We start from the raw sequence: 17,224 nt of genomic DNA on the forward strand, positions 1-17,224 counted from the left end.
CCCGGAACGCTGGAATGGTCTGCCCTTCGGGTCTATGTTGAGACTATGAACAAGGTAGCGAGCCAGCACTTTGGGGAGATTGAGCTCAACCACGGCATGGATCACCTCTTCGCCGCCAAACATGAGCTGCGCGGCCATCCGCTGGAACTCGACCTGAACATCGACGCCCACGACCACTTCGATGAAGCCGCGCTGCGCAAAGTCGAGTACCGGCTGCGGTTCCTGCCCGAGCTGGTGGACGAGGTCCGGGAAATGATTGCCGAGGAGCTGGAACAGGAGGGCACCAGCCCGCAGGAGTACCTCCATTTCCACTGCAACGCGCTCAAGGAAGAACAGCTGCACAAGGTCTTCGGCGTCCAGGACCGGAGCCAGCTCACCAACGAGGTATTCCTCAAGGCCCTGAAATTGGGGCATGTGGCCATCTATCCCGGCCAGCCGGAGCGCTACTTCGTCCTGGATTTCACCCTCGGGGAGCACTTCACCGATGAGGTCCTGGTGGCGTCCGCCGACCAGGACGGCGTGGTGGACGACGAAATCGTCTGGGAGTCCTGAAGCAGGGCTCCACGAAACGCCCCGCGCAGAGGATGGTGGGCGGCCATGGATGGGATCCAGGGCAGGCGCAGGACCTGGCGGCTGGCTGCGTCCCTCCTTCTTGCCGGTGTTGTGGCCTCGATTCTTGCCGGTCTGTTTCACGCCGAATCCCACGACGCAAACGACCACGTTGCCTCTTTCACCGCGTACGCCAACAGCGGTACCTGGACCGCTGTCCATCTGGGCCAGTTCGTAGGTATGGCCCTGGTGTGCGCCGGGCTGGTGGCCCTTTGGGCCGCCGTCGATGTCCAGCGTCACGGCTTGTCCTGGACAGCCCGCTTCGGTGTTCTCTCCGCAGCTGCCGCTCTGGCGCTTTATGCAGCCTTGCAGGCGGTGGACGGCGTGGCCCTGAAGCAGGCGGTGGACGCCTGGACCGCTGCGCCTGAGCCGGAGAAGGCCGCACGGTTCGCCACTGCGGAGGGTATCCGCTGGCTGGAATGGGGAATGCGCAGCTACCAGAACTTCCTGCTGGGCGCCGCCCTGGTGCTTTGGGGTGTTGTTGTCGCAGCGGCGCGCGAAGTTTCCCGCATGATCGGCTACCTCATGGCACTGTCCGGGCTGGCCTACCTGGTCCAGGGCTGGATCATTGGGATATCAGGATTTTCGGCGGCAAACTCGTTGCCCACCCTGCTGGGCATTGTGGCGATCGTCGCCTGGACTGTGTGGCTGTTCATCACCGCCGTGAGGATGAAAGAGACGACGACGGCGGGTCGCCCAGAGTGACCCGCCATCGTCGCGCGTTGTCTTACTTCGCCGTTTCCAGCAGGCCTGCGCGGACCGCCTGGGTTGCCTTGACCAGGTTCCGCAGGGACTCTTCAGTCTCGGCGTAGCCACGGGTCTTCAGGCCACAGTCCGGGTTGACCCAGAGCTGCCGGGTCGGGACGTGTTTGACGGCGGTGCGGAGCAGATCGGTGACTTCCTGCTCGCCGGGCACGCGCGGCGAGTGGATGTCGTAGACGCCCGGGCCCACCCCGCGGCCGAAGCCATGGGCCTCGAGGTCGTGGACAACCTCCATGCGGGACCGGGCGGCCTCGATGGAAGTCACGTCAGCGTCCAGGCCGTCGATTGCATCGATGATCACACCGAACTCCGAGTAGCAGAGGTGGGTGTGGATCTGGGTGGAATCGGCGGCGCCGGCGGTGGCCAGGCGGAAGGAGTCAACGGACCACTTCAGGTAATCGGCCTGGTCGGCCTTGCGCAGCGGCAGCAGTTCGCGCAGGGCGGGCTCGTCCACCTGGATGACCTTGATGCCGGCGGCTTCGAGGTCGGCGATCTCGTCGCGCAGCGCCAGGCCCACCTGGTTGGCGGTCTCGCCCAGCGGCTGGTCATCGCGGACGAAGGACCACGCCAGGATGGTGACCGGACCGGTGAGCATGCCCTTCATCGGCTTGCTGGTCAGGGACTGCGCGTACTCCGCCCACTTGACCGTGATGGGGGCGCTGCGGGTGACGTCACCCCAGAGGATGGACGGGCGGGTGCAGCGTGAACCGTAGGACTGGACCCAGCCGTGGACCGTGACGTCGAAGCCCTCGAGGTATTCCGCGAAGTACTGGACCATGTCGTTGCGCTCGGGCTCACCGTGCACCAGGACGTCGTAGCCCAGCTCTTCCTGCAGGTCCACCACGCGCTTGATTTCGTCCTTCATGAGCTGCCCGTACTGCTCATCACTGAGCTCACCCTTGGTGTTGCGCGCACGGGCCGAGCGGATCTCTGACGTCTGCGGGAAGGACCCGATGGTGGTGGTGGGCAGCGGCGGCAGGTGCAGCGCCTCCTCCTGGGCCGCTTCTCGGACGGCGTAGTCGGACCGGGTGAAGTCGGCTGCGGTCAGGGCTTCGGTGCGGGCCCGGACGTCAGCGCGGTGGACGCCTTCTGCGGTGGCGCGGGAGGCGATCACGGCCGTTGCGTCGTCGATGGCGGCTTTGGCGGAGGCAGGGTTTGCCAGGTAGGAGGCCAGGGTGGCAACCTCGACGGCTTTCTGGTCCGAGAACGCCAGCCAGCTGCGGAGCTGTGCGGGCAGTTGGGTTTCCTCGGCGACGTCGTGCGGGACGTGCTGGGTTGAGGTGGACGTGGAGACGGCCACCTTTCCGGACGCGGCCCTCAGCTCATCGAGCTTCGCGGCGGACGCGGCGAGGTCGTTGCGCCAGATGTTGTGGCCGTCCACCACGCCGGCAACCAGGGTCTTGGTGCCCAGGCCGGCCAGTGCTGCCGCGGAGGGAACGGCGCCCTTGAAGACGTCGATGTGCAGGGCGTCGATGTTGGTGGCGGCAAGGGTTCCCAACTGGGCGCCGAGCGAACCGTACGGGGTGGACACAAGGATCTGCGGGCGGCTGGCCGCAGCCGCCAGGACGTCGTAGGCCCGGGCAACGGCTGCTTCGACCTCTGCGGCCGGGGTCTCCTGGTCGACCACCAGGGCGGGCTCGTCGAGCTGGACCCAGCCGGCGCCGGCGGCGGCCAGCTTCTCAAGCAGCTGGACGTACACGGGCAGGATGTCCTCGAGGCGGGACAGCGGAGCGAATCCGGCCGGGGCGTCGTCGGAAGCCTTGGACAGCAGCAGGTAGGTGACCGGGCCAACGATATACGGGCGGGTCTCGATGCCGTTGGCCAGTGCGAAGGCGAACTCGTCGACCTTGGCGGTGGAGGCCAGGGTGAATTCGGTTTCGGGGCCGATCTCAGGGACCAGGTAGTGGTAATTGGTGTCGAACCACTTGGTCATTTCCAGCGGCTGCTGGTCCTTGGTGCCGCGGGCCAGGGTGAAGTAGCCGTCGATGTCCAGCTGCCCGTCGGCGTTGAGGAGCGTGCCGAAGCGTGCGGGCACCGCCCCGAGGTGGGCGGTGGCATCCAGGACCTGGTCGTAGTAGGAGAACGTCCCGGGAACAGCTGCTGCTTCGGTCAGGCCGAGTTCCTGCAGGCGCCTGGCGGTGGTCAGCTGGATGTCCTTGGCTGCCGCGTCAAGGGCTGCGGCGTCGATCCGGCCGGCCCAGTAGGCTTCGACGGCCTTTTTGAGTTCGCGGCGGCGGCCGATGCGGGGGTAGCCGAGGAGGGAGGCGGAGGGGAAGGGCGTGTTGTTTTCAGGCATGGCAAAGGTCCTCAGTTCGGAGGTAGGTCAAAAGGGCGTGGGTTAGTGCTGTGAAGCGTGGAGCGGTGCCGGGTCGGCGTTCAGCTGGCCAGCTGTGGCCTGGCTGCGGCACCCCGGGCGTGGCTGCTGCGGTTATGGCGCGGCAGGGCCAGCTTGTCCAGCACTTCCAGTGCACTCTGGTGCTCGTTGAAGGTGTAGAGGTGGATTCCGGGGGCTCCGGCATCCAGGGCAGCGTTGGCCAGGTCAACAGTGGCATCGACGCCAATGTGGAGCCGTTCAATGTCATTGTCGGCGGCCGCGAGGCGTTCCATCAGCTTGGGAGCCGGTTCCACTCCAGCCAGTTCCCCCAGCCGGTTAAGCCGGCGAAGGCTGGTAAACGGCATGACGCCGGGAATGATGGGAATGGTCACGCCCGCACGGCGGGCACGGGTGAGCAGGTCCTCATACTGTGCAGCTTCGAAGAACACCTGGGTGATGGCGAAGTCGGCGCCGGAACGTTGCTTGGCGAGCAGCACTTCGACGTCGTGGTCCTCGCTGGGTGACTCCGGATGGCGGGTGGGGTACGCCGCCACGCCAACCGCGATCTTTCCGGCGCACAGCAGCGCGGAACGGCGCTGCTCCACCCGGCGGATGAGGTCGATCAGGTCCTGGGCGTACCGCAGGGACCCGGCTGACGGCTGGCCGCCGTCCTTGGGGAGATCGCCGCGCAGGGCGAGGATGCCCCGGACCCCGATGTCCAGCAGCTCGCCGATGATCGCAGCGAGTTCCTGCGGAGTATTCCCCACGCAGGTCAGGTGGGCCAGCGGCCGCAGCGTGGTTTCGACCAGGAGCCGGTTGATGAGCTCGAGGGCGGTGTCCCGGTTTGATCCACTGGCGCCGTACGTCACGGAGACGTAGTCGGGCTCAGTGGTCTCCAGCTCGCGGATAGTGGTCCAGAGGGTCTCCGCTGCCGCCGGCGAACGCGGGGGGAACAACTCGTAGGAGAGCGCTACCGGAGCGGTGTCGGAAAGATGGGGATGTGTGTCAATAAGGCTTGGAGGTGACATTTGCGTCCTTGGCTTTGGGCCATTGGGGGTGCCTGCCTGGAGGCGGACAACCGGCAATGAATTTGAGTTTGGGGAACACGGAGGGACTCCACGAGGACGCAGCCGCGACTGTTACGCCTGGAATGAAGTAGTCCGTGAGCAAATGTCAGGCCCACATGGGGGCACCCACACCCTCCGGAACGGAGGATCGCTGACACGTTACCGCGGTAACTTGTTTAAGACTCTATGGCTGCCGGCGGCGCAGGTACAAGTCGACGCCGAATTAAGACGCAGTTTTACAGGTGGTTTCTTCCGGCAACAGAATTTCCTTCGCCTGCAGCCGTTCCTACCAGGGCCGCTCCGGGACGGTCCCGCCGTTGCTGTCCAGGTACTCCCCGCGTTCGCGCCCGCTGTTCCGCTCACGTTCGGCCTGCCGGGCACTGTCCTGCAATTGGTCCAGCTGGTTCTGCCGGCTGTCACCGGATGGGCCCGGAGAAGGTTCCTCCGCCGGTGCCGGCGCCTGGTCCGGAGCTGGTCCCATGGCCTGGAGTTTGTTCTCCAGCCGCTTCCCGGCATCCGCCAGCCGGCCAGCCGCACCACCCTCCGCGTCCGCCGACAGGCAGCCTTCGGGCGCCTCCCGGGCAACGTCCAGCGCCTGCTTGAAAAGGGAACCGGCCGACGCCGGGTCGCCGGCCTGGAAACGCTGGTCACCCATGAGTTCAATCACCAGGACCAGGTTCACCCGAACCAGGCATTCGTCGCCGGAGCCGGCCGGGACCATCTGAAGTGACTGTTCAAACAGGGCCTTGGCAGTTCCGTCATCACCGGCCAGCACGGCAGCGTCCCCCGCGGCGAACGGCGCCTTGTGCGGCTCCACCAAGTTGGCGATCCCCAGTCCGCCGGCCGCAGTGCCCACCGTGGACGCGTTTCCGGCTTCGAAACCGGCGGCGGCCTGACGGGCGAGGACGCCCACGCTGAGCAGCTTGGCGGCGAGGCACAGGATGAGGAGCACCGGCAGGGCGGACCACAGCAGCAGGCGGCGCCTGCGGACCTTGGCGTTCACTGCAGCCCCCTGCCGCCGGGAGGAGTCCGAAGCCCGCGAAGCTGCCGCAGGATGCCCACCGCTTCCGGCAAGGCCAGCAGGAAAACTCCGGCGGCGAAGATCCAATACAGTTCAGTGGCGGCGGCCAGCGAACCGTCCTGGTCTGAACGTTCGGCCCTGCCGGGGTGTGCCTGCTGCAGCATGGCTGCCACCGGGTCGCCGGCGGCACGGTGGACGTAGGGCACGCCCAGCTGGGAGGCGATGGTCCGCAGCCGGCCTTCGTCGATGATCGATAGTGCGTCCCCTGCGCTGCCGGCCCGGGTGTCCTGCACGTACTCCGCCGGCGCCGGCGGAACGTTCCCTCCGCCGGTGCCCCCGCTTTGTGAAGCCTGGCCGGTGTTCTCCTTCATCCGGCCGCCGCCGGACGTCCCGTAACCCAGCACCGCTCCCCCGGCGACCAGTCCGCCGTCGACCTTCATGGCCTCCGGCTCTTTGCCGCTGGTTTGCTCGCCGTCCCCCAGGTAGTACACCAGCCTGGGCCGGCCGGGCTGGCTGTCGCGCGCGGCGGCCAAACGCTCGGAGAGCACCTGCGTGGCGGCGGTGATAGTGCTGCCCTTGGCATAGGCGGTCACTTGGGGTTCCATGACGTCCGTGATGGTTTCCAGGGCCAGGGTGTCGGTGCTGAGCGGCATCCGGACGTGCGCGGTGGTGTCGAAGGTGATGACGGAAAAACGGGCGCCGGGCAGCCGTTCTGCGATGGCCTTGATGTCTTTGCGGACGCCCTCCAGCCGCGGAGCCCCATCGCCGTAGTCCTCGGCCACCATGCTGGTGGTGGTGTCCACCACGAAGAACACGTTGAGGTCGGCAGTGGCCGCCTGCACGGAGCCGCCGGGCAGGCTGGGCCGCACCGCTGCTGCCAGGAGCAACAGGACAATGGGCCCCCGCCGCAGCCACGCCCTGCTGCGCAGGGGTCTCCGCTCCAGGCGCCACAGGATTGTGCACAGGACCAGCCCGGACAACAACGCAACACCCAACGGCAGGACCGGAACTTCCGAGAACACGGCCCGTGGCGCGCCCTGGATCCCCGCCGTTTCGGTTTGCTCCACGGCGGCGACAATTCCCGGCACAGCATCGGGACTGTCCAGGGCGTGGTACGAGCCGCCGGTTGACTCCGCTGCAGCACGCAGCTGGGCACCGGGCTGGTCGGAGCCGCTGCCGTAGTCCAGGTCGCCTGGATTCAAGGCGTAGACGCGCACGGACCGTTCCTTGGCCAGCTGCGCAGCCTGCTCCAGGGTCATGATCGGCTTGCCGGAAAGGAAGTTGTCCGTAGCCAGCACCACCGACCGCGAACGCGTGGGCGCACTGCCCCTGCCTGCGGCGTCCCCGGCAGCAGCCGAGGATCCGCCGGTGGCACCAGGGAAGCTGTTGAGGCAGGATGCCAGGCCGTCCCCGATCAGTGACGATCCCCTGCCGCTCCACGTGCCGTCCAGGAATCCTGAACTGCCGGGTTCGCCGTCGAAGGCGTCTTTGGCGCCCTTGAGCTGCTCCTGGGCGTAGGCGTAGTCGTCGGTCAGCGGAAAAACCTGGATGGCGCTGCTGTCGAAGATGGTCAGGCCGATCCGCTCGCCGTCGAAGTCTTTCGCCAGGCCGGCGAAGACGTCCACGACCGCGGCGTCAGCACTGCTCATGGAGCCGGACGCGTCCAAACAAAGCATGATGTCCCGGTTGTGCTGCTCCGGGCGGATGGTGGTCACGTCAGCGGGCCGTGCTGCCGCAACAGCCGCCGAGGCCAGCAGCACCGCGCAGGCGGTTCCGGCCGCTGCCAGCAAGCGGCGGTGCCGCCTGAGGGCTGCCTGGTATTCCGGGAGCCCCGTAAGCCTGTCGGCGTGCGCCACGGGCCGTCGTCGTTCATGCGGCCACCGGTTCCTGCGCAACGCAATCCATGCCGCCGCCCCGGCAGCAACAGCGGCGGGCGGCAGCAGCCACCAGAAGATCAGTTCCACGCCCGCACCGCCTCGGAAGCCCTTGCCGCGGACGCAGTTACGGATGGCAGCGGGCCGGGCCCGAATTCGGCAGGGTAAAGGGCTTCGATGACGTCGGCCGCCGCGGGCAGCGGGTGCCGGGCCAGGTCCTGGTGCGTCATCCGGGTGGCATCGACACCTGTTGCGTCCCGGACAAACCCGCGCAGCAGGAGGCTGATCTCCTGGTGCGCGGCACGTTCCGCAAGGTTTCCCGCCGCCACCTCCCGGTCCACATCATGGATGCGCTGCAGGTACGCCGCCTTGAGTGCAGGCAGGTCCGTCAGGGCGGACCGGGAGCCGGCGCTGCCGGGTTTGGAGCGGGCAGCCGGGCCGGTGGTGGCAAGCACGAAGACGTACCACCCAACCACCAGGGCCAGAAGTGCCGCGCCGCACCACATCCAGGCGGGGCTGTATTGCAGCGGGCCGTAGAAACCGGGATCAGCCTGCACGCCGGTGCCTCTCGAGAAGGGCGAACAGGCCGGTGATGACGTCCCCGCTCCCGGCCACTTCGCCCTCCGTGATCCCGGCCGCGCGCAACATGGCCTTGCGGCCTGCGTCGCGTTCCGCGGCGGCTGTGGCGTAGGCGGCCGCCACCGCGGCGGACGTAGCCGGCTGCCAGGCCAGGAAGGAGGAATCGGCCACGCTGTAGGAGTCACTGCCTGTGTTTGGACTTGCCCCGGCCACGGGTGATGGCACCAGTTCCGCGTCCCTGACCGTCAGCCAGAGGATCTCGTGCTGGGCGCGCAGCCGGCGCAGGAGCCGACCGGTGGAATCGTCCGCGGCCAGTTCGTCAGCGACGACGAAGAGCAGATGTCGGCCCTTGATGTTGCGCGCCACGTAGTCGAGCTGGTCCTCGATGCTGCTGGCTGCCGCTTCCAGGCCGGTGTGGGAGTCCACGTGCCGCAGCAGCCGTTCCAGGTGGGCCTCTCCACTCTTTGCCGGGAAGGAACGGGTGGCCGATGAGTCACCGCACACCAGCCCCACCACGTCGCCGTGCCGGTGGGCCAGGTAGCCCAGGACGCCGAGGGACAGCACGGCGATGTCCTTTTTCACTTCCCCGGACAGCGCCTCCGCGGCCATGTTGCGCCCCGTGTCGGTGACGAGGAGGACAGTCTGGCGGCGGACAGCGACGTAGCGCCGGATCAGGGGTGAGCCGTGGCGCGCCGACGCTTTCCAGTCGATATCGCGGACCTCGTCGCCGGGCACGTAGGCGCGCAGGTCATCGAAGTCCAGGCTGCGGCCCCTGAACACCGAACCGTATTCGCCGTCGAGCACGCCGCGGGCCTTGCGGTGCGCGAAGATGGCCATCTTCGATTTCACGCGCTGGAGGAGGCTGGCCATGCGGGGTCAGGGAGTCTGGACGGCGGCCACGACGGCGTCGATCACCGATTCCACGGGAACCTGCTCGGCCACCGCATCGAAGTTCAGGATAAGCCGGTGCCGCAGCACCCTGTGGGCCAACGACCTGACGTCCTCTGGGATGACATGGTCCCTGCCGTTCAGCAGCGCCACCGCACGGGCTGCCCGGCTGAAGGCGATGCTGGCACGGGGACTGGCGCCGAACTCGATGAACCCGGCAAGTCTGGCATCGATGTACTGGGACGCGTTCCGGGTCACGTACACCAGCCCCACGATGTAGTTGATGACGGCCGGATCGATGTAGATGCGGGTGGCCAGTTCCTGGATCTCGGTGACGGCATCCAGGGAGGCGGCCGCAGCGGGTTTCTGTTCGGGCGCATAGACGCCGGCGTCGATCCTGCGGATGATCTCGGCCTCTTCCGCGGGACTGGGGTAATCCAGGACGTCCTTGAGCATGAAACGGTCCATCTGGGCCTCAGGCAGCTGGTACGTGCCCTCCTGCTCAATGGGGTTCTGGGTGGCCAGTACCAGGAACGGGGAGGGCAGCCGGTAGTCCTGTCCGCCAATGGACGTCTGGCGTTCCTGCATCGCCTCGAGCATGGCGCTCTGGGTCTTGGCGCTCGAGCGGTTGATCTCATCCAGCAACACGATGTTGGCGTGGACCGGGCCGAGCTGGGTGTGGAAGCTGCCCTTGGCGGCGTCATAGATCTGGGTTCCCACGATGTCGCTGGGCAGCAGGTCCGGGGTGCACTGGATGCGGCGGAATTCACCGCTGACGGCGTCGGCCAGGGTCTGCGCGGCGGTGGTCTTGGCCAGTCCCGGGACGCTCTCCAGCAGTATGTGGCCGCCGGTCAGCAGCCCCACCAGAAGCGATTCCCGCAGCCGGGACTGCCCCACCACCTTCGCGTCGAAACTTCGTGAAATGTTGGCGGCCACTTGCTGCGCCCTGGCCAGCTCCGCAGGCTGGATTCGTGCGGGCACGCTGGTCGAAAGCACTGGTTTCCCCCTGGTGACGGTGTTGGGCGCGCGGTCCGGGCCGGCCGTGTCCCGCCCGCCATCCTATCCAAGCCCGGCAGCCCAAGACCGGCAATGGGCACCCCTCCCCATGAGGGGTCCGCGGGTCTATCCTTTTGCCATGATTGAGCTTCCAGCCAGTTACAAGGAATATCTCGCCGACAAGAGCCAGATGGTCATCGACACGGTCAGGCCCGTCCTGATGCAGTCCGCGGCCGAAAAGCTGCACGGCGTCCGCGTGGTCAACAACCCCACCGGCCACCAGGCCCACCTGGACGACACCCTGCCGTTCGGCGTGGTGCTTGAGGACATCGATTAGCCCCTGACAGCTCCCGACAGGGCCAGCGAGTTGCCGGACGCGCGCGCCACGATGGCGTACAGGGCCAGGACCGGAACCGAATAGAGGATTGAGAATGCGGCCAGCTGGCCGTACGCCACTGCCCCGTGCTGGCCGAAGAAGCTGAAGATCGATACTGCTGCCGGCTGCCTGCCCTCGGAGAGCAGCAGCACGAACGGGACGAAGAAGTTCCCCCAGGCCTGGATGAACACGAAGATGAACACCACGCCCAGGCCCGGGCCCATGAGGGGAAGCACGATTGAACGCAGGCCGGCGAGCCTGGAGGCGCCGTCCACCCAGGCTGCTTCCTCCAGCGCCAGCGGTACAGCGTCCATGAAGTTCCTGGTCATCCAGATCGCCATGGGCAAGCTGGTGGCGGCCAGGAACAGCACCGTGGCCGGCAGGGAATCCAGCAGCCGGAGCTGCACGAACAGACCGTAGACCGGCACCATGATGGCCGTGATGGGCAGGCAGGTGCCGAACAGGATGCCGTACATGAAGGGCGCAGTGAAGCGTGACCGGTAGCGGGACAGGGGGTAGGCGGCAAGCACGGCCGCTGCCAGCGTCACCAGCCCGGTACCCGCGGACAACAGGAGGCTGTTCCATAGCGGGCGGAAGAGCAGTTCAGGAGTGAGGACGGCGGCGAAATTATCCAGTCCGGGCTGTTGCGGGACCTTGACCGCGTGTCCGGCGGCGGGGTCCACTGAACCGAGGACCAGCCAGAGCAGGGGCAGCAGGAAGCAGGCGCCGGTCAGCAGCAGGGCCACGTCCGCCCAGGTGCTGCGGGCACGTTCGTTCCGGGCGGTCACGGTCTCTGCTCCCTAAGGAGGCGGAGGTAGGCCGCCCCGAACACGGCGCCGATGAGGATCAGGACCGAGGCGACGGCGGTGCCGTAACCGATGTCTCCGAACTTGAAGGCTTGCTGGTAGGCCAGGACGGGCAGCGTAGTGCTGCCGTTGGCAGGGCCCCCGGCGGTCATGACCCAAATCAGGGTGAAGACGGCGAGTGTCTGCAGCGTGACCAGCATCAGGTTGGTGGCAATGCTGTTCCGGATCACCGGCAGCGTGATGAACGCCAGCCGCTGCCAGGCGCCCGCCCCGTCCATCTGCGCGGCCTCGGTCAGCTCGCCGGGGACCCCACTGAGTGCGGACCGGTACACCAGCATGGAAAAGGCGGTCCCGCGCCACACGTTGGCCAGGATCACGGCCGCCATGGGAACCGTATAGAGCCAGTCGGTTTCCGGCACCCCCAGGCGGCCGAGGAGTTGGTTGAGTGTCCCGTCGCGGCTGAAGAAGGCGTAGGCCGCGAACGCCGCCACGATCTCCGGCAGGACCCAGGCGGCCACGACGGCGGTCCCAACGGTTGCGGAGACCACAGGCCGTGCACGCCGCATCAGGACCGCAAGGGCGAGCCCCAGTACGTTCTGGCCCAGGATCGCCGACCCGGCGACGAACAGGACGGTCAGGGCCAGTGAAAGCGGAAGGACGGGGTCCTGCAGCAGCCGCTGGTAGTTGTCCAGCCCCACCCATTCGGGGTTCCGGGCATGCCGGCCGGTGAGCCCGGCGTTGGTGAGTGAGGCGTGGAAAGCCCACAGCACGGGGCCGGCGAGGAACACGAGCAGGAGCACGACGGCAGGCAGTACCGGCAGGTAGCGGAGCACGTGCCGTGTGCGGTGGCTGGCGGGCACCGCTACTTCCGGATGGTTTTGTCGCCGCCTACAATGCCGGCCACAGCCGTGTCATAGTCCGCCGCCGCCTGCTCCGGCGTCCTGCTGCCGGTGATCACGGCCTCGGTGGCCTCCTGGACGGCAGCGGAGATGCGTGGATAGTCGGACGTCGCGGGCCGGTATTTGGTGACGGCGACCAGGCTGGACACGTCCTTCACGAACGGGTTGGCCGACTGGTAGCCGGGGTCGGATGCGACGTCGGTACGGACGGCGATCTGCGAGCTGTCCACCGTATACGCCAGGGAGTTCTTTGCGTTCAGGGCGGTAGTCAGGAAATTGAACGCGAGGTCGGGCTGCTTGGTTTCCGCGCCAAGGGCCAACGTCCACCCTCCGGACATGCTCACTGCACCGGGCGCGGCCCCGGTCTGGGTTGGGAACGGGGCCACTGCCATGTCCTGCCCGTAGCCCGGCCAGGCATAGCTTCCGCCGTCCTGCCAGAACGACGGCGCGTAGGAGCCTTCCACGGTTGCGCCAAGTTTTGCCTTGGGGAACCATTCGCCGAACACCTTTTTCCAGATGTTCGGGTCCAGCGCCTCGGCCGGGGGCACTGCGAGCTTTTCCCCGTAGAGGGTGTCGAGGAAGGTCAGCGAATCCTTGAAGCCGGCCGAGCCAACGACCCACTTTTTCGAATCCTGGTCATAAAGGGCCGCCCCGGTGCCGTACAGGAGCTCGTAGAACCCCTGCATCACGCTTCCTTCACCGGTGCCCTTGCCGGCATACATGTTGAAGGGGATCACATCCGGCTGGGAGGCTTTGATCTTCCTGGCGGTGTCCAGGATGTCCTGCCAGCTGGACGGGCGCCACGGCAGGCCGATGCCGGCAGCCTCAAAAACCTTCTTGTTGTACCAGATGGCGCGCGTGTCGGTGCCCAGCGGCACCGCGTACGTGCCGCCGTCGTCCGCTTTGCCCGCTTCCTTGGCGCCCGCGTCAAACTTGTTCCAGTCCCCCCACCCGGACAGGCGGCTGTCGAGGTTCAGGAGGTAGCCGGCGTCCACATCGGAGCGGACCTTGAACGTGTCCTCGTAGAAGACGTCCGGGGCGGTGGAGGGCGACCGCAGCGCCAGGGCCAGCTTGGTGCCGTAGTCGTCGTCATTGGCCTGGATGGGCTGCAGTTCGATCGTGACGCCCTGGTTTGCGGCTTCGAACTCCTTTTTCGCGTTCTGGAACATGGTGTCCAGTGCGGTGAACGAGTCTGTCTTCTGGTATGCCACCTTGATGGTCCTGTTTCCGCCCGAAGGATCGGCAGGCGTGCAGGCTGCGAGGACCATGACCGCGGCGGCCACCACGGATAATGTCTTGGATGCCCGGCGAAACATGTCGCGGTCAGCTTTCCAGCAGCAGCCGTTGGGCGCGGGGCGCGAGCGTATGTTCAAGGACCAGCGAGGCTGCGCCGATGGCGCCCACGTCCTCCCCCACCCCTGTGCCCACAACGTCGATGGGGTGGATCAGGCGGGTGGCGCTGTTGGCGTCCAGCAGCGGCGGGACCAGTTCGAGGTAGCGCTGCGACAGGCAGGTCCAGAACGGGCCGCCGAAGACCACCCGTTCAACATCGAGGGTGTTGGTGACCACTGAGACCGCCCGGGCCACCAGGGCGGCAGACTTGTCCAGGATGGCCGCGGCACCTTCGTCCCCTGCGTACGCACGGGCGCAGAGCTCGGAAAAGCTCTGCTGGATTTCTGCGGCGCTCCCGGCCTGCGCGCCCTCCAGGATTCCCGCGGCCACTGCTTCCGCCACCAGGACCTGGGGAATGGCGGAGGATTTGACGCAGCCGCGCTGTCCGCAGTCGCAAAGGGGTCCGCCCGGGTCCACGATGATGTGGCCGATTTCGCCGGCGTTGCCGGACGTCCCCCGGACCACTTCATCGTTGAGGACGATCCCGCAGCCGATGCCGGTCCCCATGTACATGAACACGAAACTGCCGGCACCGCTGGGGCCGCCCGCCCACGTTTCCGCTACGGCGGCGCTGGTCACATCCTTGTCCACCAGCACGGAGTAGCCGGTGGCCTTCGCCAGTGCGTCCCGCAGTTCCACCCGGTCCCACCCGGGAAGCAGCGGCGGGTCCACCACGGTGCCGTGGTCCAGGTCGATGGGGCCGGGAGCGGCCACTCCGAGTCCTGCGATGCGGCCCTGGTCCACGCCGGAATCCTCCACGAGCTGGGCCAGCTCCGCAGCGATGGTGGCAATGACGGCGGCCGGATCGTTTCCGCCGGGGGTCTTGATCCGTGAGTGGCGTACCACCGCTCCGACGAGGTCCAGCACCACGAACGTTGTCACGGCCGGGTCCAGGTGGACCCCAAGGGCATACATGCCACCGGGGTTAAGGCGCAGGATGGTGCGCGGCTTGCCGGGGCCGCTGCCCTCCTTGCCTGCCTCAACGATCAGGTGCTGGTCCAGCAGCCGGCGGGAAATGTTCGAAATGGTCTGGGGCGACAGGCCAACGATTTGGGCGAGTTCCACCCGGCTAAGTCCCCCGGACGTCCTGCGGATTGCGTCGAGGATGACGGTGAGGTTGAAGTCCCCCATCCTCGGCAAGTTGGTTCCGCGCCTCGGAGAGGATTGGCGGATCTCAGACACTGTGTCCCCTAAACGTCTTCGGCTACCTGGCGGTGGTGATGCTTTGAATCGTACGTTAAGCGTGCGCCCGCGCCCACCTGCACAGGAAGCGGCGCGGCGGATGTTTTGGCCGGTGAAGCCGAGGATTGGGTCAGCGGGAGCTGCGCGTGCTGCGGGTGACCGTGAACTTCGGGTTCCGGCCCTCCACCACCGTGGGTCCTACGTGCCGCTCCAGGGCCGCGAGGTAGGCCAGGTGGCGGTTGTAGACCGTCCACAGCTCGCCACCGGGAGCCAGGACACGTCCCGCCGCTTCGATCATCTTGAGCCCTGCGCCGGCGTGCACACCGGCACCAACGTGGAACGGCGGGTTCAGGAGTACGGCATCCAACGAGCCGTCAGGGAAAGTGCTGAGCGCATCGTCCTGCAGCACCGTGATCCGGTCCGCAAGACCATTCAAGCGGGCGGTGGCCAGCGCGGACTGCACGGCGGCCGCCGATTGGTCCGTTGCCGTGACGGCGGCGGAAGGGAACTGCCTGGCATACATCGCGGCGAGGATTCCGGTGCCGCAACCGAGATCGACGGCGTGCTGCGCCGGCTTCATGGCAGGCAGGAACGTCAGCAGGAAGCGTGTGCCGATGTCCAGCCGGGCGCCGGCAAAAACAGCGCCATGCGCAGCCACATCCAGGTCCAGCCCGTCAAGGTGCTCCACCACGGGAAAGCGCGGGGAGGCCGTGGCGGTCTTAGGGCCGGCAGCAAGGAGAACCCGCGATTTTTGCCGTGCGAGCTGTGGCTGCACGGAAACGAAGTAGCGTTCAAGGACCGCGTTCATGCCCAGTGACATGTGCTTCACCCGGCCACCCGCCAGCAGGCGGACGTCCGGTGCGGCGTGCCTGGCCACGGCGGACGCGATCTCCTCGAGCTCCGCCAGGGTCTTGGGGAGCTGCAGCAGGACGGTGTCCGCTCCGGCCAGCAGTTCGGGGCCCAGGGGCAGCTGCACGAAACCGGACCCGGCGTTGTCCGCCGGAAGCCCGGCAGCCTCACGCCTGGCTGACAGTTCGGCCGCATTAAGCCGCAGCGCCCGTTCCCCGGTGACCAGGTCCTGGTGTACGCGCAGCGAGTCCGGGGCAAGCAGTTCGGAGGCGCCGAGCGTCAGCGCCCCGTAACGGTCCCCGATGACGGCCACGGCAGTGCCTGCCCGCCCAAGCTGCACCGCAGTCTCCAGCAGCAGCCTGTCAGTGGCGTCCCACGCCTGCAGGTTGGGTGCCTCGACATCGGGCCGGCGGCGCAGCACGTCGAAGATGTCCGCCAGGGTGTTTACTGCCACCGGTGTCCTGCCGCCTTTTGTCGCTTTTGCCGGCCCCGGGCCCCGGGGCATCACCCCAACGTTACCGTTTCCGCTGCCACCGCAATGCCCGGCAGCTTCAGGATCGCAGCCACTGCTGCGCGCCCCGCCCGGTTGGCGCCAATGGTGGACGACGACGGGCCGTAACCCACCAGGTGGACGCGCGGCTCGGCTGCCACCTGTGTTCCGTCCATGGCGATCCCGCCGCCCGGCCCCCGCAGGTGAAGCGGCGCCAGGTGTTCCAGTTCGGCCCTGAAGCCGGTGGCCCAGAGGATGACGTCGGCCCTCAGCAGGCTGCCATCGGCCCGGCGGACGCCCTCGGGTTCGATGGAGGTGAACATCGGCTGCCGGTTCAGGGCGCCCCGCTCCCTGGCTGCTCGCAGCGCGGGCGTCCAGATAAGGCCCGTCACCGAGACAACGCTTTGCGGCGGAAGCCCCTGGCGGACCCGCTCCTCCACAAGCGCCACGGCGTCGTGGCCTGCCCTGGCATCAAACTCAGCGTCGCGCCAGACCGGTTCCCTGCGCGTGAACCAACTGGTGGTGGTGGCGCGCGATATTTCCTCCAACAGCCCCACGGCGGAGATGCCCCCGCCCACCACAATCACGTGCCGGCCGCGGAACTCCTCCGCTGAGACGTAGTCGGCCACGTGCAGCTGGCTGCCGCGGAACGTTGACTGACCCGGATAAATGGGCCAGAACGGACGGGTCCACGTGCCCGTGGCATTAATGAGTGCCTTGGCGCTCCAGACGCCGTCGGACGTTTCGATCCGCAGCCGCCCCGCCGGATCGCCGTCTTCGCGCCTGACGGCCCGGACCTTGACGGGCCTGTGGACGGTAAGGCCCAACTCAGCCTCATAGGCCCCGAAATAGCGGGTCAGGAAGTCGGAGCTGGGTTCCGCAGGGTCCACGTCGGGTTTGGCGATGCCGGGCAGGTCACTGATCCCATTGACTGTGCCCATGCGCAGGCTCTTCCAGCGGTGCCGCCACGCACCCCCGGGACCTTCCTCGGCGTCGAGCACGGCATAGTCCAGCCCCCGGCGCTGCAGGTGGTACGCGGCCGACAGGCCTGCCTGGCCCGCCCCGATGACCACAACATCGGTTGGGTCAGGAATCACTCCCCCATGATAGTCGTGGAGGG

The 17,224-nt window shown here is 67.3% G+C and carries 16 protein-coding genes; 3 read left to right on the forward strand and 13 right to left on the reverse strand.

Annotated features, from left to right (window positions below):
* Positions 1-45 precede the first annotated feature (45 nt).
* The gene (locus VIK36_RS12420; RefSeq protein ID WP_255172416.1) at positions 46-552 is read left to right on the forward strand and encodes a DUF2004 domain-containing protein; all 507 of its coding nucleotides are present in this window, start codon (positions 46-48) and stop codon (positions 550-552) included.
* A gap of 45 nt (positions 553-597) precedes the next feature.
* A complete protein-coding gene (locus VIK36_RS12425) occupies positions 598-1,314 on the forward strand; it encodes a DUF4386 family protein (RefSeq protein WP_255172417.1) in 717 nt (238 codons plus the stop codon).
* Between the two features lie 22 nt (positions 1,315-1,336).
* On the opposite strand, the gene metE is transcribed toward VIK36_RS12425, so the two are convergent.
* From metE to VIK36_RS12460, 7 genes are all read right to left on the reverse strand, one after another.
* Positions 1,337-3,667, reverse strand: coding sequence for a 5-methyltetrahydropteroyltriglutamate--homocysteine S-methyltransferase (gene metE, locus VIK36_RS12430; protein ID WP_324642132.1), 2,331 nt, complete (start codon positions 3,665-3,667; stop codon positions 1,337-1,339).
* A gap of 80 nt (positions 3,668-3,747) precedes the next feature.
* Positions 3,748-4,713 (reverse strand): methylenetetrahydrofolate reductase, encoded by a 966-nt coding sequence (locus tag VIK36_RS12435; protein ID WP_255172419.1) that lies wholly within the window; start codon positions 4,711-4,713, stop codon positions 3,748-3,750.
* Positions 4,714-5,038: 325 nt separating this feature from the next.
* Positions 5,039-5,755 carry a hypothetical protein gene (locus VIK36_RS12440; protein WP_324642133.1) on the reverse strand — a complete coding sequence of 239 codons (717 nt, stop codon included), beginning with the start codon at positions 5,753-5,755 and terminating at the stop codon, positions 5,039-5,041.
* Entirely contained in the window at positions 5,752-7,737 is a 1,986-nt protein-coding gene (locus VIK36_RS12445) for a VWA domain-containing protein (RefSeq protein WP_324642134.1), read from the reverse strand. The genes VIK36_RS12440 and VIK36_RS12445 overlap by 4 nt, the downstream gene beginning before the upstream one ends.
* Positions 7,728-8,204: a hypothetical protein gene (locus VIK36_RS12450; RefSeq protein ID WP_255172423.1), complete on the reverse strand. Its 477-nt coding sequence runs from the start codon at positions 8,202-8,204 to the stop codon at positions 7,728-7,730. Before VIK36_RS12450 ends, VIK36_RS12445 begins: the two co-directional genes overlap by 10 nt.
* Positions 8,194-9,096, reverse strand: a complete 903-nt coding sequence (locus VIK36_RS12455; RefSeq protein ID WP_255172424.1) for a DUF58 domain-containing protein — start codon at positions 9,094-9,096, stop codon at positions 8,194-8,196. The genes VIK36_RS12450 and VIK36_RS12455 overlap by 11 nt, the downstream gene beginning before the upstream one ends.
* A gap of 6 nt (positions 9,097-9,102) precedes the next feature.
* Complete coding sequence (locus tag VIK36_RS12460) at positions 9,103-10,110, reverse strand: AAA family ATPase (protein WP_255172425.1); 1,008 nt, start codon at positions 10,108-10,110, stop codon at positions 9,103-9,105.
* A 139-nt stretch (positions 10,111-10,249) separates the two neighbouring features.
* Between VIK36_RS12460 and VIK36_RS12465 the strand changes: the two genes are divergently transcribed.
* Complete coding sequence (locus VIK36_RS12465) at positions 10,250-10,447, forward strand: hypothetical protein (protein ID WP_251046755.1); 198 nt, start codon at positions 10,250-10,252, stop codon at positions 10,445-10,447.
* On the opposite strand, the gene VIK36_RS12470 is transcribed toward VIK36_RS12465, so the two are convergent.
* From VIK36_RS12470 to VIK36_RS12495, 6 genes are all read right to left on the reverse strand, one after another.
* Complete coding sequence (locus VIK36_RS12470) at positions 10,444-11,274, reverse strand: carbohydrate ABC transporter permease (protein WP_255172427.1); 831 nt, start codon at positions 11,272-11,274, stop codon at positions 10,444-10,446. The genes VIK36_RS12465 and VIK36_RS12470 overlap by 4 nt on opposite strands.
* Positions 11,271-12,152 (reverse strand): carbohydrate ABC transporter permease, encoded by an 882-nt coding sequence (locus VIK36_RS12475; protein WP_255172428.1) that lies wholly within the window; start codon positions 12,150-12,152, stop codon positions 11,271-11,273. Before VIK36_RS12475 ends, VIK36_RS12470 begins: the two co-directional genes overlap by 4 nt.
* Before the next feature lie 2 nt (positions 12,153-12,154).
* Positions 12,155-13,507, reverse strand: a complete 1,353-nt coding sequence (locus tag VIK36_RS12480) for an extracellular solute-binding protein (RefSeq protein ID WP_324642135.1) — start codon at positions 13,505-13,507, stop codon at positions 12,155-12,157.
* A 7-nt stretch (positions 13,508-13,514) separates the two neighbouring features.
* Positions 13,515-14,714 carry an ROK family transcriptional regulator gene (locus VIK36_RS12485; RefSeq protein WP_255172430.1) on the reverse strand — a complete coding sequence of 400 codons (1,200 nt, stop codon included), beginning with the start codon at positions 14,712-14,714 and terminating at the stop codon, positions 13,515-13,517.
* A 181-nt stretch (positions 14,715-14,895) separates the two neighbouring features.
* Entirely contained in the window at positions 14,896-16,068 is a 1,173-nt protein-coding gene (locus VIK36_RS12490) for a class I SAM-dependent methyltransferase (RefSeq protein WP_255172431.1), read from the reverse strand.
* Positions 16,069-16,118: 50 nt separating this feature from the next.
* Positions 16,119-17,201 (reverse strand): FAD-dependent oxidoreductase, encoded by a 1,083-nt coding sequence (locus tag VIK36_RS12495; protein ID WP_255172432.1) that lies wholly within the window; start codon positions 17,199-17,201, stop codon positions 16,119-16,121.
* Positions 17,202-17,224: the final 23 nt, after the last annotated feature.

Source organism: Pseudarthrobacter sp. LT1 (assembly GCF_035621795.1).
Taxonomy (GTDB): Bacteria; Actinomycetota; Actinomycetes; order Actinomycetales; family Micrococcaceae; genus Arthrobacter.

Excerpts from the sequence above, each read along its gene's own strand:
- VIK36_RS12420 (WP_255172416.1), top strand. The coding sequence starts at position 46 with ATGAACAAGGTAGCGAGCCAGCACTTTGGGGAGATTGAGCTCAACCAC.
- VIK36_RS12425 (WP_255172417.1), top strand. The coding sequence starts at position 598 with ATGGATGGGATCCAGGGCAGGCGCAGGACCTGGCGGCTGGCTGCGTCC.
- metE (WP_324642132.1), bottom strand. The coding sequence starts at position 3,667 with ATGCCTGAAAACAACACGCCCTTCCCCTCCGCCTCCCTCCTCGGCTAC.
- VIK36_RS12435 (WP_255172419.1), bottom strand. The coding sequence starts at position 4,713 with ATGTCACCTCCAAGCCTTATTGACACACATCCCCATCTTTCCGACACC.
- VIK36_RS12455 (WP_255172424.1), bottom strand. The coding sequence starts at position 9,096 with ATGGCCAGCCTCCTCCAGCGCGTGAAATCGAAGATGGCCATCTTCGCG.
- VIK36_RS12465 (WP_251046755.1), top strand. The coding sequence starts at position 10,250 with ATGATTGAGCTTCCAGCCAGTTACAAGGAATATCTCGCCGACAAGAGC.
- VIK36_RS12480 (WP_324642135.1), bottom strand. The coding sequence starts at position 13,507 with ATGTTTCGCCGGGCATCCAAGACATTATCCGTGGTGGCCGCCGCGGTC.
- VIK36_RS12485 (WP_255172430.1), bottom strand. The coding sequence starts at position 14,714 with ATGGGGGACTTCAACCTCACCGTCATCCTCGACGCAATCCGCAGGACG.